A 15,812-nucleotide genomic window follows, 5' to 3' on the forward strand; every position below is an offset into this window, starting at 1 on the left:
TTTGAAAAGAAAACCATACACGGAAAATCATATGAGGATATATGTAGCGATTGTGATTATGTTTTACGTAATTACTTGTGAAATTCAAAATGATATTTCTGTCCTTTCAAGGAACAGCATTCCCTTGATTACCATATGTTTAAAAATATATTAAACATATGGTACGTGAAATTTTATTAAGAACACTTTAGGAGGTATTAAGCACATGGCAAATGTTGTGTTAATTATAAGGCATTCAGATTTATTAAGATCTATGAATGAAATATTAACTAATTCTGAATCAGTAGAAAAAGTACACGAATTACTGAATAAGGCAAAAACCAAAAATACACTGCCACACGGACTGTTATGGCATTGGACGGATTTTAAGTGGGATATGCCAGAGGAACTAGGAGAAAACATAAACGTTACTAAAAATAGCGAATCTATTTTACTATTATTTTATTGGCTAAATTGCATTGGAAATGAAAACTATTATTTAGCGAGAATTGAGGGAAGATATGTTATAGATGGGCATGATCCATTAGATACATGGGGTAATTTACATGTACCATCATTAGATTTATCCTTAAATGTTTCAATCTCCTTTGGTTTTGAAAAGGAGGATACAATATGAAAATACGTAATATTTACCGTCAATGTTATGGAACGGCAAGTATAGATAAAATGCTTCCTCCTATAATAACTAAAAGTATCTGGGATTTCTTCAAAACACAAATACTTTTAAAAAACAATTTTTTATTAAGTTATAGACACATCTTTGATTTAAAATTGGAAGATAATTATTTGGTATTAAATTATAAACAAGAAAGTCCAGATTTTAAGATACGTTCCAAAACAAATTTAAAAGTGGATAAACTTCCATTAGCACACCGTATATGGATTATTGATAGTAATTAGACTATACACTTATTTTACTTAGTAAAATAAGTGCTTCAAAGTAATACCATTAATTATAGGATAGCCTATAGATATAACACCCCCCTATAGTTAGGTTACTTAGATTTTTTCAATTCTTTGTTTGCTTTATCAATTAACTTAGAAGCAGTCTCTAATCTTTCAACCCCAGCATCAACTTCATTTTCTTTACTCTTATCTAAACCTTCTTGTATGATTGCTACTCCATCTTTTACATGAATCATCGCTACACCTACATTATGTTGTACTGGATGATCTTTTTCTTCATACTCTAACTTACTTATTTTGTCCACTAACTCTAAATAAGGTTTAGATACTTCTTTTAACTTTTCTGACTTTTTCTTCATTGACTTGCTACTTTTTACAATACCATCTATTTCCTTAGATTGTTCGGAGAAATCTTTCATTAAATATTCTAGGTTCTTACTGAAGTCTTCTTTTTTATTCTGTTTAACAGAAGCTTCCATTGCTTCATCTTTCTTAACCTTAGTCTCACATCCAACTCCAGTTAACATTAACATTGGAACTACTAAAAAAGATAAAATCTTACGTTTCATTAACATATACCCCTTTGTTTTAGAATGCTTTTTCTATTCTTCTAACTTATTTATTAGTTTCCATCTATTTAATGTCTTTCATCATCTCGTTGGCTTCATCTATCTTCTTAGAAGCTTTGACTACTGCATCATTACCTATTTCTATTAATTTTCTATCTTTTAATTCTAGACCGTCTCCAATTGATTTAAGTGACATATCTAGTAAACCCATAGCAGTATCCATTGTAAACTGCACATCTTTATACTTTTCGTCATGCTTTAACTTTTTAACCTTTTCAGATGTTTCAAGTAAGTCCTTAGAAACTAAATCAAATTCTTTCTTCTTCTCTTCTACTGACTTTTGACCTGCTAATATGTCACTTACGACCTTAGACTGTTCAGAAACATCTTTCATCAGATAGGCTAAGTTTTCTTCATAGTCTTCTTTCTTATTTTGCTCAATAGAAATTGTACTGTCTACTTGTTTTTCTTTTGTAGTACACCCTGCTGCTCCCCCTGCTACAAACATAAGTGAAAATGCTAATAATATTAGATTCTTTACCTTCAAATCCCTATTCCCCTCCCAAAAAAAATTGTAAGTAATTAACATATGAAACCATAACATAAATTACGTAAATAGACTATAAAAAAATAGCGATTCTTACGGTAAATTTCGAGTGTTCTAACAACTTTAAAATTTGCATCACAATTATATAGTATCTGGTTCCATATACTTTTTTAATAATTCTTTATTCAACTTCTAGAGTTTAGTATTTTGTTGCTTTTTATGCTCCCTAGGATACTGTCAGCGTTTTTCAAAATAATCTATGATATGCGGAAAAATATAATCAGCTGCCCAAGCGGACAGCTGATTTACATAATTATCGTTATTGGAAGTAAAGTAAACCCCTCTTATTGGGGCACGAACACTGTTCTTGTTATAATTAATTTTTTTCAGAACGTCTATAATCCTCTTTTAAAAAATATATGTAAATATAATAAAAAACGAATGATTAATAGAAATATTCTACGCTACTCGTTTTTTATCGGACTTCTTTTTACTGTACTTTTATTTTCTTTATGAGTTATTAGAAAAATAATTGTCTATATAAGTCTTTATTTTTTCAAAATCCTTTTCCATAAATAAGATTGCTGGTACTTCAATTATTGGAAGATTATTTTCATTATCAAAAGGTGGACACGGTTTGGGAACTACCAAATAGTCAACTGAGTTTTTATCCCCAATATAATTAATTGAAACATCATAATACTCAGAAAAATATCCCTTCAAATCATCCTGATTCCTTAAAAATGGTAGAGAAAATATTGAACCATAATTTATACCAGCATCGACAATTAATACAAAGCATATTTTTTTCATGATACACCCTCCTCGTATAATAAGTTTTAAGTTAATAACTGTTCCTTGAAAATTAAATAGTTTTTATCTTCAAGAGCTACATCAAAAAAATGATGTATGGGTAAAATTTAGTCTTGGATACTGGGGGATTTCCCTACCTTATTCAAAGAAAGGCACTACATGCTATTCCGAATGCAATAAAACAAATAAAATACTAAGACAACAACAGTAATAATACTCGATGCTGTTCTGAAAGTTTTGTTTTCATACGCTTTATTTAACAAGAAGAAGAACAAAACGACCCAGACCCCGTTGGAAAAGAATGATGTTAGTGCATTGAAAACAACTCGAAACGCAAATATAGAGTCTTCCATTAGTTTTCCACCTCTATTTTTCCTTATTATACCACTTACAAAAAGTGATGTGTCGTGTTTTTCTTGTATATTCTATACATGTGAGGTTAACATAACGTCCTATTATAAGTAGCAAGGACAAGGAGGAATCTTCCCCTTACAAGGGAACCTCCTTTCTTTGTTCTATCGACCTATGCATTTTTTTATACATTCCTATCCTGACACGTTTTTAGGGTTCTTTTTTTTGTTGAATCAACAAAGAACTGTATTAAATCTTGCATACTCCTAGGGGTCACTATATATGAACACTGCGTATTTGACTTTCTCAATGACCAACATTATTTAACGTGGTAAAATAATATTCGGATGGGAATCCAATGTTATTAAAATTAAAGTGGTTATCAAGTCGGAGGAAGGCACCTTAGGGTGTCTTTTCTTTTAAAATATATAAGCACGCCATCCCTTTCCTAATAGAGGCCTCCCCTCATACCTCCTTACAGGGAGAATGATAAGTTTTTTTTATTTACCCAATTACCAAGCTCTCAAATGTTTTAAATAGTTACAATACATGAATTGCTTCAATAACATATGATTATTCTTAAGAATGTCATTGAAATGTATCAATAGATGTTAGTGTAGCAAAATAAATTGTGTTATGATGTGAGCAAATATAAAGCTATCTAACGGAGGAATTCATATGCCGCATGTTGTGTTTCGTGGAATTACTACTGAACAATTAAAAAGCATAAGCAAGCCATTAGTAGAAGAGCTTGCAGAGATTTGTGAGTGTGGTACGGATAATTTTACATTGGAACTACCAAGTTCTACGTTTGTATTCAACGGAGAAGAAGTAGAAGCGTTTCCTCTTATTGAAGTGAAATGGTTCGAGCGTGGACAGGAAATTCGTGATCGATTTGCCAAGGTCATTACTACATATGTAATGGATTTTGGACTTCCAGAAGTAGAGGTTGTATTTACGGTTTTCACAGAATCAGCGTATTATATTAACGGGAAGCATTGTGCAAATTAGAGCTATTTGAAAGATTTTTGTAACATTTATAAGGAGTAGAACCACATTACCATCAAGCTAAGAAAAGCGAATATTTAATAACCCAAAAATGAACTCAATTCTCATAGACAACTAAATGTGAAAATATAAAATTTTTGTTTTGGGGGACATCAAAATATTAGCTTGATGGATATGTATGGTGACCCCTAAAAGCTGCTATATCAACACCCCAATAATCAACCAGAGACATGAGTTGCAATATGCCAGCTCGCCCAAAGAATTGGAGTAATATTGCTGGCCATGTCTCAAATCACATTTCCAAAATCCGCTAAAAAGTTTTCTGTCTACTTTTTAGCTTCATCACTCATTTCAGTGATATGAGTCCAATACTTCATTGTAATGGGATCGTATTCTACCCTAACAGTGACATCCTTTTGAGCATCTGTATTTACATATCCTTCAATCGTTAGGGCATGAATCGCATTTGATGGTCTATTTTCTTTTTTATAGGAACTCGTATGCTTGTCAAAGACTTTTTCAACAATTGTTAAATCAAAGTTATACTCATTTTTCATATACTGAATTGCTTTCCATTCAGAAATATTACGGATATTCATTTCTTCTTCTGGTGTAAGAGCCAACTGCTTTTCTAATTCTACGGCATGTTGGTTATCTTTAGATAGATTTAGAGCTCCTGTATTTTTTTCCGAGTTATAATCTACCAGCCACTTTTTATCTTTGTAATACGCTTCGACAGAGGATTTGCATGAAAAGCCGCTCTTTCCTTCATTTTGTGCATCACAGCTAACTAACTCAAAATGAATATTTATTTTGGAATATTCCGGACTTCCTGTACCTTCATTCGCTTGCACCCTACTTTCCTTTGTCACATATGTAATCTTTATAGGACCATTAGTTTTTTCAACCTCATGTTTTACTTTTTCTTCAATACGTTGTTCCCGAACCTGTTTCGCGAATATGTAATTCTCCTCATAAAAATGATACATTGCTAAAGGAACGAATAAAGCAAACCCTAAAACGATACAAGAAAGTGCATAATAAGCCAACATTCGCTCTGTAGTATATATCCGGAAACAGGCAAGCACAACACGAATATACACTAAAGGCAAAGCGATGTAAAAAATAGGTACTGAAAAGTAAAATGTAAAGGCTGTAATTAGAAAAATCCCCCCGAGTAACTCGATATATCGCGGAATACCTATACTGTATGCTGCTAAAATCAAAAACCAAATGTAACTTGTTGATACAAGAAAAGCAATTCTATAATACTTCTTACTTTTCATGTTTTTTTCTTCCATTTCCCCACCATCTTTGCAATATTAAAACTATACTATCGGTTACAACTTAAAACAAACGCTTACTTAAATTAGGTTTCTCAAATGAGTGTAAGTAATTCAAGAACCAAACTTGATTCGTACGATGCTTACGTTATTTAAATTACGAGTTTGATTTAGATCTCGACATGATTCCTCTTTTAGTAATAACATAATTCTCTGGTAAGCAATTTATGCCTGGATGATTTTCACAACGTGAAAAAAGCTCTTTTAAATCTCGTTGAAAATCACTACGTGGACGCTTTGGTTCTGCAATTACCCATTGATTCATGCACTCTAGAATCAAAGATTGAGTCTCCGGGTATATCCTTGCAGTTTCAAGAAGACAGCCAACTGCCACTGAGCGGGTAAGTTCCTCGTAAGTTTTCTTCAGTTTACCTACACAGCTTGTAGTCATATGCCAAAGCCATACGTGGTAAGTTTGATTACTATCAGGGATAGGTGTATCAAAGTATCCCCTGCGAATGCATGCCCATAAAGCTAGTATACTATTATTAGTGAGAGTAGAAGATTCGTGGTTATTAACATTTATGACAAGTGAACTTATACGATTGGATATATTAATGCCTCTTTCAGCTAATCTCCTCCATATACTACAAATGAACTCATTTGTCGGTATATCTTGTCTATAATAATCCGATAACATCAGCTCTACTACTTCCGGTGGCAACGAAACGTTTAACGAAATTAATTCATCCAACATTACAGCTGCCCAGTACTGAACATATCGTTCAGAATCTAACTTATCTCGTTCCTTCTTGTCAATATACAATAATCGTACGATTTTCGTAACGTATGGTTGTAGATCAGCATCCCTACTCAGACTTTCATAAGCCACTTCTAACAAATCAGCAATTAATTCAGGTTTGTTCATTTGAGTGTAAACACCCTTACCATGCTCGTCATGACATAAACTCTCAATATAGCTAACTATCCAATTTGCAGCTTTCGACGTTTCACCAGATGACAGTATAAAATCAGCAAGGCTACTCTTCATACTTTGGCGTTGTATAGATTCCCCAGAAACAAATTGCTGTAACTTATCCAAAATAATATCATCTTTTAACATATCGAATACAGATCCCCCTTCACTGACCTTATCACCAGTCTCTCCATCTCTACCCATTTTACCTTATTTTAGTAATTGTTGATGGAACTTTTAAAACAATTTTAATAACCATCTATCTGATATACGATAGATGGTTATTATATTTTCAAACAGAAAATTAAAAACGTTTTTAACTTTATATATTCATTATTTAACTATTAACAATCCTCTTTACATCTTCTACACTTACTGAAGTTGCTTCCGCTATGATTTTAATTGAAACACTTAAATTGAAAAAGTTTTGTATTAAATGAATTCTTTCTTGTTCTCTTGCTTTTTGATCAACCTCTAATAATTGTTGTAATAAATCTGTACTCATTGTAAACACTCCTCATGATTTTTTTAATAATAAAGAAAAGCTGATGGATAAATCCTCCACCAGCTTTTCTATTTCTTGCTATTCAATTAGAAGCTAATCGTCGCTGCTTCCTCTCCTGAACTAATCATTCGTTGTTCAATCTTTCCTAGCAGTTCCTTTATCTTACTTGAATAAAGTTTAACTGCTTTCGTAGATTGAGCATTCATAAGCTCTTCTGTCCATTCTGCTAAATCTTCCTTTTCTTGATCATCTAGATAATCAAAAACTTCCTTTCGAGACATGGGGCTCACCTCAACTCAACTCTTTGTATTTGGCCGTTACATAACCAAATCTCCTCATCTCTCTATTTCTATTTATACCAGATTACTCCTCTTTCATTCCTTATTCTTTTTTTCGAGTTCGGTCAATTTCTTTGAAATCGACTGAATCTCGTTGCTTTTGACTTGTTCCGTTGCCAAGCGATTGTGCAGCAAGAAGGCTTGCCCTGAAACCCCAGCAAGAATACTCACCTTAAGAATTTCCATCATTGTTTCAGGGTTAAACATTGCGACACCAACGAGTGAAGCAATACTGCCTACAAACATCTCTCCCAAGAAACCCGGGTGAAATGCAAGCTTGCTCTTACGAGGCAACAAAAACTTTTTGTTTGTGATGTAATGACTAGCCAACCCTGAGACCATACCAGCCACAACTGACACAATTACTGTAACCAACATAATATGCACCCCTTTTCGAAAAACTTTTGACATTGCAGCAGCAGTTTCTATTTAATAATTAGTTCCTATGACATAGCATCACCCCTTTCAGGCAAAAACAAATAACCTTCCAGGAAAATGAATTGTTTACACAATGAAATAAAGTAACATAAAGTTCCTTTTTGTGTAATTTCATTAACCCGAAAGGTTATAAGTAATTAGTGATATAAAAAAGAAAAAGAAAAAAATGCAACTAAATTATATCACATTGAAGTTTGTTTTATCTTTAAATTCAGAAAAATTATTTTGTTATTTAACTTTCTCAAGTTAACAAATCAAATTCTTCGATACTTTTACACTTTCTAATAATTCGAAAGCCTGGTTATTATTTATTTTTTTCAATCTGCCATCAATTATGCTGTAGATTACACTACAACTTTGATGAATACAGAATTCCAGTATCTCAAATGCTACCTGTTTTTCCTCAACGAAATCCACTGCATCATTCCTTGTAATCTTGTGTAAAATAGTATGATTTCCAACTATTTTAGTCCACATATAATCAACAGCTGCCACTATAGATTCAGGTTGAAAGTTCTGATCCAATAGCTCTTTAACCGAAAATGAATCTTCAAGTATAAACTTTAGAACTTTTGCTAAATCAATAGGTACCATTTAATTAGCCACATCTGATTCACGATTATTCATCTCTAACAAACAATTCTCAAATTCTTTGTAATTAAAGACGGGCGCTTTTTTTATTATTTTCATAGTCGATATATCCACCCTTCTTAGAAAATAAAAAAGACAAGGAATTGATCCTCGTCTTTTTCATAACTGCCGTTAATTTTTCAACTATTTTTCCATGATTATCACAATACTTCAAAAAATCATTCACTTCATCATCAATTCTTAATGCATCAACAATAACAGTTCTAATTTGCAACATAATAAAACCCTCCAAATAATTTTTTATTTTAAATATGTAATCTCAGAAATCCGAAATCCATCTATTTCTGGTGCATATTTAAATTCCAGGATTAAGTCGTTTTGTTTTACCAAAAACAATCCTTTTTTTACTTTTGTAACTGTTCTTGGTTTTTCATAATTAAATAGAATTGGCTTACTTTTATAATTGACACTCCCACGGCTAAAGCCGCAAGTCCTACACCTTACGGTGTAACGGATGGGATTCTTGAATGACTAAGCATTCGCAGTCCATTTCTGTTTTGAACAGCCTTCAAGATGAGGGTGTGCCATCACCCCTCCTAAGACAGACCATATAGGTTCTTAGGCTGATTGACTATTACCGCCAACCACAGTTGCGTAGCGAATATTCATCGCCCCAACGATATCACGATGTTTCTCAAATCCACATTGGCACTTGTATTTTCTGTCTTGTGCCTTGTTCTTTTCAGAACATTTCGGACATGTTTGACTTGTATAAGAAGGGTTCACATATTCGACCTTTATGCCAACTAATGTCGCTTTGTACTCGATGAATTGTGCTAAACGATGGAATGACCAAGTGTGTAGATTTTTTTCGTTTTTACGGCTTGTTCGTGCCGTCTGTCTAATGTTCGTTAGTTGCTCTAGTCGAATGACAGAAATATTATTATCCGTTGCAAAATCAACGATTACACGACTTACTTTGTGGTCTTGGTCTTGCATCCATCTTTGTTCTTTATCATCAAGTTGACGAAGGGCATTCAGTTTCTTAGCTTCTCCTAACTTCTTGCGAACACTGCGAAACTTACGTTTCATAAATTTGTTTTGCCTACCGTTCCCGAAGAAACGAACTTTATCATCATCTGTGATGGCTACCGCAGGAACTTTAAGACCTAAGTCTACTCCTAAAATCTTTGTTCCCGTTTTTTCGTTTGTAGGAATCGTGACAGATATTTGAGCAATCCATTTAGCAGATTTCTTCGTGATACGGAGTGTACCTAACTTGTGCTTCAACAATTCGAAATTGCGATTATATTTGTCTATTAATAAAGCGCGAACCTTTATACGAGTTGACTTTCCGTTTACCATAAACGGAATTGAAATGTGCGTGAAGTCAAATGAATAGTTTTGGTTATTCCATACACAAACAGGTCTTTTTAGAATCGGAACGATTTTGTATTTACTCTTTTTCACCTTTGTAGAAAACACACTTTTCGCATCTTTAATTGCTTGATTTTTCACCGCACTTGGAATATTGGCTTCAATATCCTTTGTACTTTTCTTCGTGCTTTTCTTTGATTCAACCATTTCAGATACAAGGGCATTAATGACTTTTATATACTCGTGGCTACTTTGTTCCAATAGCATGATTTGTTGTTTTGTTGGAAGCAATTTAACTTTAACTGTGATGGTTTGTGGCACAAGTTTCACCCCCTCGTTTTTTGATTTTCAACATAATGTTTTATTGTCTCACTTGATACATTTCCAGCAGTAGAAACAAAATAAGAACGCGTCCATAGGCTCGGCAAGTGTTGAAGATGAGGAAACTCTTCTCTCAAACGTTTTGATGTCACTCCTTTAATTTTTGCCATTGTATCAGCAGGACTAAGTGTTGGTGGTGTATTTAAGAACAAGTGAACGTGGTCTTTGTCGCATTCCATTGCAACAATAGAAACATCCAATTCTCCGCATATTTCTTGAACCAACTCTTTGAAACGTTCTTCTACTTGTGTATTAAGAAAAATCTTTCCTCTGTATCGTGGGCAAAACACAAAATGATAGTTAATTAATGACACGGTTGTTTTGGTTCTTCTATAATCATTCGTCATGTTTGCATTGTGTCAGTTGGATTATAAAACTGCAACACGAAGATAAAAAAATAAAAGATACCAACATTTTGGATACTTAGAGTGCCACAAACCTTGCGGCTTTTAGTAGCACTCCTTATCCAACCTCACTTTCATCCCCTGCCTAAACGCGAGGGGCTTTCTCGTTCGGGAAGGGCTGTAAATTCATCAGCTAATTCTGCAGTAGTTACATGATTTCCTAAAAACATTTCTAGCTCTTTTTGATTTTGATAAATGGTTAAGTGGCCGTTCTTATCAATATCATCAAATATTAATTTGAATTGCCCTCCTAAGTCATTAATCACATTTTGTGATAATTCATCTTCAAACAAATAATCGTATTGAATTTTTTGTTTCAAATCTTCTACTTTGATTGGAGTTAAAGCATCTGTTTGAGGTTCATCCTTTATAAAGGTGTTATAAAAAACAAACATCATAGCTAAAACGCCTAACACTAAAAACAATCTCTTAATCTTCATAAATTCTTCATCCTTTCACAATGTGATGTTCTCCAAAAAACGCAAAAAAGCCCTTTTCGGAGTTATATTTAAAAAGAAAGTAAAAGTAAAAAACTTAAACTATCTTTGAAAATCGAAACCCCGAAAGGGCTATAGTGGTTATAGATATAAAAAATTGAAATTTAAAAAAGGTATACTTAATTTTAACAAATTGCATCTATAAAAACAACAATATTCAGAATATTTAATCCATCAATTTTATGTTATGATGAATATTATAAACCCTCAGAATGGAGTTTGATTTACAATTGAAAAAACGTCTAATTTCTGTTTTTCCAATATTAATATTTATAATTGGCGTTACCTTACTTTTACTAAGACAGTTCGTTTTTTTTCCATATAAGGTTTCTGGAGTCTCTATGGAAAATACCTTATTTAATAATGACAAGGTTTTAATTAATCACCTCACCCATTCAATAGACGATCTGCAAAGATTTGATATAGTTGTTGTTAATCCCCACCTAGAATACACTTCTAATAATAAAACAATTATAAAAAGAGTAATTGGTTTACCTGGAGATACAATAGAATATAAATCACAGCAGCTTTATATAAATGGACTTGTGGTAAAAGATCTATACGCAAAAGGTAATACAGCTGATTTTTCATTAAAAAGTATTTCCGGTTTCGATAAGGTTCCGAATGATACAATTTTTGTATTAGGAGATAATCGCGAAGAAAGCTTAGACAGTAGATTTAAAGAAATAGGATTTATATCTTTGAATGATATTGAAGGTAAGGTAATTTTACGCTATAAACCATTAAATAAATTTATGAAATTTTAATACAATTAATTAAATATATAAAAAAGGTCCAACTGTAGGACAGTCGGACCTTTTTACAATATGATTTTGATTAGTTAAGTTCGACTGATAAAAAACTTATAGATGAACCTTCTAAAATCTTCGCTATTATAAATTTCCGCTAAAATCTTATTTAGCTACATCATTAGAATTTGATGCAAGTAATCCATTATCCTGCTCTTTAGAAGTTGTTCCTGCATTTTTCTGTTTTGGCTTTTGTTCTGGCTTTTGTTCTGGTTTCTGTTCTGGCTTCTGTTCTGGCTTCTGTTCTGGCTTCTGTTCTGGTTTCTGTTCTGGCTTCTGTTCTGGCTTCTGTTCTGGTTTCTGTTCTGGCTTCTGTTCTGGTTTTTCTTTCTCAAGAACTACCACATTCACTGTTTCAGTTGAGCTGTTTCCTGCCTTATCAGTTGCCGTTACTTGAACTGATATTGTACATGGCTTACTTGTATCATACGCTCCCACTGTTACTACTGGATTTGAATCTTTATTATCTTTTACACTCACTAAACTTCCTGGACTCAATTTATCCCCTACATGTACGGTTACACCTTGTTTTGGTGTTATCACTGGTGCTTCCGTATCCTTCTCTTCTTCCTTTTCCACTACTTTTACTGTTACCGTTGCAGTTGAGCTGTTACCCGCCTTATCAGTTGCCGTTACTTGAACTGATATTGTACCTGGTTTACTTGTATCATACACTCCAACTGTTACTACTGGGTTTGGATCTTTATTATCTTTTACTTCTACTAAATCACCTGCATTTAAGCTATCTCCTACATGTACGGTTACACCTTGTTTTACTGTAATTACTGGTGCTTCTGTATCTTTCTCCTCTTCTTTCTCGACTACGGTGACAGTTACCGTTGTACTTGAGCTATTTCCTGATGCATCTGTCGCCGTTACTGTTACTTGAATTTCTCCTGCCTTGCTTGTATCATATGCACCTACTGTCACTACTGGATTTGGGTCTTTATTATCTTTTACCACTACTAAATCACCTGCATTTAAGCTATCTCCTACATGTACGGTTACACCTTGCTTCGCTGTTATTACTGGTGCTTCTGTGTCTTTTTCTTCCTCTTTTTCGACTACGTTAACGGTTACTGTTGTACTTGAGCTATTTCCTGATGCATCTGTTGCCGTTACTGTTACTTGGATTTCTCCTGCTTTACTTGTATCATACTCTCCCATCGATACTACTGGATTTGGATCTTTATTATCTCTTACTTCTACCAAGTCTCCTACATTTAAACTATCTCCTACATGCACTGTCACACCTTGCTTCGCTGTAATTACTGGCGCTTCTGTATCTCTTTCTTCTTCTTTTTCGACTACATTGACAGTTACTGTTGTACTTGAGCTATTTCCTGATGCATCTGTTGCCGTTACTGTTACTTGAATTTCTCCTGCCTTACTTGTATCGTGCGCTCCTACTGTTACTACTAGGTTTGGGTCTTTATTATCTTTTACTTCTACTAAATCACTTGCATTTAAACTATCTCCTACATGTACAGTTACACCTTGCTTTGCTGTAATTACTGGTGACACTGTATCCTTTTCTGGTTTTGTTGTACCACCATCATTACCATCTCCGCCTGTCGGTGGTTTTGTACCGCCTCCACCATCGTTACCATCTCCGCCTGTTGGTGGTTTTGTACCGCCTCCACCATCGTTACCATCTCCGCCTGTTGGTGGTTTTGTACCGCCTCCACCATCGTTACCATCTCCGCCTGTTGGTGGTTTTGTGCTACCTCCATTATTACCTTCACCACCAGTTGGCGTTTTCACTTCCCCGCCACTTGTATCACCAGAAGTTGGTGGTTTTTTATCAATATTAATTGGAGGTATTGAGTTATCTGCAATAGCAACTCCATCATTAATATTTAAATCGCCACCAAATACAAAGTTCTTACTATCCTTATTATCCGAGACAGAAGGATTGTTTGTTGCCGATGCTATTGAAGTATTTAAATCTGAAAAACGATTATTTGATTTATCACCGTCAATAACTGATGCTAGATTTCTATCTGAATTTATAGCTGCGGTCGCAATTGAATCAGATAAATCATCATATTTCTTTTTGGTTTTGTTATTTTCAATAATTCCGGCTAAATTTTGATCTGAGCTACGCTTTGCATTATCAATGATTTCATCAAAATCATTAGTATTTAGATTTTCAGTTGTTTCATTCTTACTTTCATCTTTCTTCTCATCTTTTTTCTTTTCTTTTTCACTATCCTTTTTCTTTTTAGATACTGATGCCGTTTTAGTGCTCTTTTTTTCAGAAGAAAACAGCGAGCAGCCTGTAACTACCCCAACACTTAAGGTAGTTACAGTAGTCGTAAGTAACACTTTCTTTAAAATTTTCGAATAATCTAAAGGCACAATCAATTCCTCCTCATTACCTAACCTGCACTTATAGTTGCTACAGATGTAGCAGAACTATTAGGTGTAGAATTATTAATTTTTTCGAGTAAATCCTTATTTCCAACCTTTTGAGCAAACTTTTTAGCTTCCTCAGATTTATTTAATTTCAAATAACTATTAACAATAATTCCTTCTCTTCTACCATCTAGTGGCACTTGATCTCTTAACTTGATAACTTCTTCATGTTTGTTATCTAACGCAGCAATTTCAAAATTAATTAGTGAATTTTTAGTTTTAAGTTCTTTTACCTTTTTCAAGTTATCAACAGCTATATAATATGAAACTACTGATTCTGCAAAATCTTGTTCTAAGTCAATTGCTCTTTGTGCTTTACCGCTTAATAGATACGTAAATAAAACTGCCTTTTTATCTTCTTTTCCTAACTTTTTATAATCGACTTTATCAAATTCCAAGGCAGCATCTTGATATTTTTGAACTGCAGATAATCTTAACCCACTTATTAAATTCGCATTAACTTCTAAACTATTTACATTATTTGCAGATGCAGCCTGTGAATTTTTCATATTGCTAAAGGCAAAACCTGCTACTACTAATAAAACAATTGATGCGACTCCTATAATAGCGTACTTATATTTTTTCATATTATTTAAGATTCCTTTTTTATCGATTGCGACTTTCTCTTCTTGTTCAAATTTAGTTTCATTTGGTAGATTTCTTTCATTATTTAAATTAATTTCATCACTATCGGGCTCCCTTTTCACCACAGCTATTTTTTGTCTCTTTTGTGCTTCTTTTATTTTCTTTTCTTCCTCTAATCTTCTTTTTCTTACTTCTTCAAGTTTTTTCTCTTCTTCCTTCCGTCGTGCTTCTGCTTCTTTTCTTGCTTCTTCTTCCGCCCTTCTACGCGCTTCCGCTTCTGCTCGTTTTCTTGCTTCTTCTTCTGCCTTTCTACGTGCTTCCACTTCTTCACGTTTTCTTGCTTCTTCTTCTGCCTTTCTACGTGCTTCCACTTCTTCACGTTTTCTTGCTTCTTCTGCCTTTCTACGTGCTTCCACTTCTTCACGTTCCCTTGCTTCTTCCTCTACTTTTCTACGCGCTTCCACTTCTTCACGTTTTCTTGCTTCTTCTGCCTTTCTACGTGCTTCCACTTCTTCACGTTTTCTTGCTTCTTCTTCTGCCTTTCTACGTGCTTCCACTTCTTCACGTTTTCTTGCTTTTTCTTCTGCCTTTCTACGTGCTTCTACTTCTTCACGTTCCCTTGCTTCTTCTTCTGCCTTTCTACGTGCTTCTACTTCTTCACGTTCCCTTGCTTCTTCTTCTGCCTTTCTACGTGCTTCTACTTCTTCACGTTCCCTTGCTTCTTCTATTTTTAAATCATTTTCAGAAGTGCCTGCCTGTTTTTGAATTGTAGTGATCCAAGCAAGAGCTGTGTTACTATTTGAAGATTCATTTTTAGGTAAATTTACATTTACACTTTCTTCACGTTGGTTCCGTGGCTGTTCTGAATGCTCTTGTTGTATTTGCTCACTTATTGGATCTTTGTAGACATCCTCATATTGTTCTTCTTCCTCTGCTAGTAATCGCTCACGTCGTTCTTTTTCTTGTCTAATTCTTTCTTTAATTACGTTTCTTTTTCTATTATTTTGCATAAAACA

General features: G+C 33.8%; 19 protein-coding genes and 2 pseudogenes. 4 read left to right on the forward strand and 17 right to left on the reverse strand.

The genetic code is table 11. The features are described from left to right. Window positions 1-205 precede the first annotated feature (205 nt). Both AC2CGR_RS23060 and AC2CGR_RS23065 read left to right on the forward strand, forming a co-directional pair. Window positions 206-616 carry a hypothetical protein gene (locus AC2CGR_RS23060; RefSeq protein ID WP_484481219.1) on the forward strand — a complete coding sequence of 137 codons (411 nt, stop codon included), beginning with the start codon at window positions 206-208 and terminating at the stop codon, window positions 614-616. Next, window positions 613-900: a DUF960 family protein gene (locus tag AC2CGR_RS23065; RefSeq protein WP_484481220.1), complete on the forward strand. Its 288-nt coding sequence runs from the start codon at window positions 613-615 to the stop codon at window positions 898-900. The genes AC2CGR_RS23060 and AC2CGR_RS23065 overlap by 4 nt, the downstream gene beginning before the upstream one ends. A gap of 95 nt (window positions 901-995) precedes the next feature. On the opposite strand, the gene AC2CGR_RS23070 is transcribed toward AC2CGR_RS23065, so the two are convergent. The 4 genes from AC2CGR_RS23070 to AC2CGR_RS23085 form a co-directional block, all read right to left on the reverse strand. Beyond that, window positions 996-1,481, reverse strand: a complete 486-nt coding sequence (locus AC2CGR_RS23070; RefSeq protein WP_484481221.1) for a hypothetical protein — start codon at window positions 1,479-1,481, stop codon at window positions 996-998. Between the two features lie 58 nt (window positions 1,482-1,539). After that, a complete protein-coding gene (locus AC2CGR_RS23075; protein ID WP_484481222.1) occupies window positions 1,540-2,022 on the reverse strand; it encodes a tungsten formylmethanofuran dehydrogenase in 483 nt (160 codons plus the stop codon). A 510-nt stretch (window positions 2,023-2,532) separates the two neighbouring features. Then, window positions 2,533-2,835 (reverse strand): hypothetical protein, encoded by a 303-nt coding sequence (locus tag AC2CGR_RS23080; protein WP_484481223.1) that lies wholly within the window; start codon window positions 2,833-2,835, stop codon window positions 2,533-2,535. Window positions 2,836-2,990: 155 nt separating this feature from the next. After that, window positions 2,991-3,188 carry a hypothetical protein gene (locus AC2CGR_RS23085; RefSeq protein WP_484481224.1) on the reverse strand — a complete coding sequence of 66 codons (198 nt, stop codon included), beginning with the start codon at window positions 3,186-3,188 and terminating at the stop codon, window positions 2,991-2,993. A gap of 676 nt (window positions 3,189-3,864) precedes the next feature. Between AC2CGR_RS23085 and AC2CGR_RS23090 the strand changes: the two genes are divergently transcribed. Continuing rightward, window positions 3,865-4,197 (forward strand): DUF1904 family protein, encoded by a 333-nt coding sequence (locus AC2CGR_RS23090; protein ID WP_086390294.1) that lies wholly within the window; start codon window positions 3,865-3,867, stop codon window positions 4,195-4,197. A gap of 323 nt (window positions 4,198-4,520) precedes the next feature. On the opposite strand, the gene AC2CGR_RS23095 is transcribed toward AC2CGR_RS23090, so the two are convergent. The 11 genes and pseudogenes from AC2CGR_RS23095 to AC2CGR_RS23145 all read right to left on the reverse strand — a co-directional run. Further along, a complete protein-coding gene (locus AC2CGR_RS23095) occupies window positions 4,521-5,495 on the reverse strand; it encodes a hypothetical protein (RefSeq protein ID WP_484481225.1) in 975 nt (324 codons plus the stop codon). A 139-nt stretch (window positions 5,496-5,634) separates the two neighbouring features. Then, complete coding sequence (locus tag AC2CGR_RS23100; protein ID WP_484481226.1) at window positions 5,635-6,600, reverse strand: hypothetical protein; 966 nt, start codon at window positions 6,598-6,600, stop codon at window positions 5,635-5,637. A gap of 190 nt (window positions 6,601-6,790) precedes the next feature. Then, window positions 6,791-6,958, reverse strand: a complete 168-nt coding sequence (locus AC2CGR_RS23105; RefSeq protein ID WP_484481227.1) for a hypothetical protein — start codon at window positions 6,956-6,958, stop codon at window positions 6,791-6,793. Window positions 6,959-7,044: 86 nt separating this feature from the next. Next, the gene (locus AC2CGR_RS23110; protein WP_074593310.1) at window positions 7,045-7,239 is read right to left on the reverse strand and encodes a hypothetical protein; all 195 of its coding nucleotides are present in this window, start codon (window positions 7,237-7,239) and stop codon (window positions 7,045-7,047) included. Window positions 7,240-7,332: 93 nt separating this feature from the next. Then, complete coding sequence (locus AC2CGR_RS23115; protein WP_017657949.1) at window positions 7,333-7,674, reverse strand: DUF4257 domain-containing protein; 342 nt, start codon at window positions 7,672-7,674, stop codon at window positions 7,333-7,335. Between the two features lie 306 nt (window positions 7,675-7,980). Then, complete coding sequence (locus AC2CGR_RS23120; RefSeq protein WP_098364328.1) at window positions 7,981-8,328, reverse strand: hypothetical protein; 348 nt, start codon at window positions 8,326-8,328, stop codon at window positions 7,981-7,983. Between the two features lie 64 nt (window positions 8,329-8,392). After that, window positions 8,393-8,602 (reverse strand): hypothetical protein, encoded by a 210-nt coding sequence (locus tag AC2CGR_RS23125; RefSeq protein ID WP_484481228.1) that lies wholly within the window; start codon window positions 8,600-8,602, stop codon window positions 8,393-8,395. Between the two features lie 23 nt (window positions 8,603-8,625). Next, window positions 8,626-8,793: pseudogene (locus tag AC2CGR_RS23130) on the reverse strand (peptide ABC transporter ATP-binding protein); the annotation flags it as partial. Window positions 8,794-8,943: 150 nt separating this feature from the next. After that, the gene (locus AC2CGR_RS23135) at window positions 8,944-10,023 is read right to left on the reverse strand and encodes an RNA-guided endonuclease InsQ/TnpB family protein (protein ID WP_088015628.1); all 1,080 of its coding nucleotides are present in this window, start codon (window positions 10,021-10,023) and stop codon (window positions 8,944-8,946) included. Between the two features lie 5 nt (window positions 10,024-10,028). After that, window positions 10,029-10,430 (reverse strand): IS200/IS605 family transposase, encoded by a 402-nt coding sequence (gene tnpA / locus AC2CGR_RS23140; RefSeq protein ID WP_484481229.1) that lies wholly within the window; start codon window positions 10,428-10,430, stop codon window positions 10,029-10,031. Between the two features lie 173 nt (window positions 10,431-10,603). After that, a pseudogene (locus tag AC2CGR_RS23145) lies at window positions 10,604-10,927 on the reverse strand (peptide ABC transporter ATP-binding protein); the annotation flags it as partial. Between the two features lie 269 nt (window positions 10,928-11,196). Here AC2CGR_RS23145 and lepB point away from each other — a divergent pair. After that, window positions 11,197-11,751 (forward strand): signal peptidase I, encoded by a 555-nt coding sequence (gene lepB, locus AC2CGR_RS23150; protein WP_080333915.1) that lies wholly within the window; start codon window positions 11,197-11,199, stop codon window positions 11,749-11,751. A 147-nt stretch (window positions 11,752-11,898) separates the two neighbouring features. Here lepB and AC2CGR_RS23155 read toward each other — a convergent pair whose 3' ends face one another. Together AC2CGR_RS23155 and AC2CGR_RS23160 are read right to left on the reverse strand one after the other, a co-directional pair. Further along, window positions 11,899-14,154: an adhesin gene (locus tag AC2CGR_RS23155; RefSeq protein ID WP_484481230.1), complete on the reverse strand. Its 2,256-nt coding sequence runs from the start codon at window positions 14,152-14,154 to the stop codon at window positions 11,899-11,901. 20 nt (window positions 14,155-14,174) lie between these two features. Continuing rightward, window positions 14,175-15,806, reverse strand: coding sequence for a hypothetical protein (locus tag AC2CGR_RS23160; RefSeq protein ID WP_484481231.1), 1,632 nt, complete (start codon window positions 15,804-15,806; stop codon window positions 14,175-14,177). Window positions 15,807-15,812 lie beyond the last annotated feature (6 nt).

This window comes from Bacillus sp. LSHTCR4 (genome assembly GCF_057197025.1).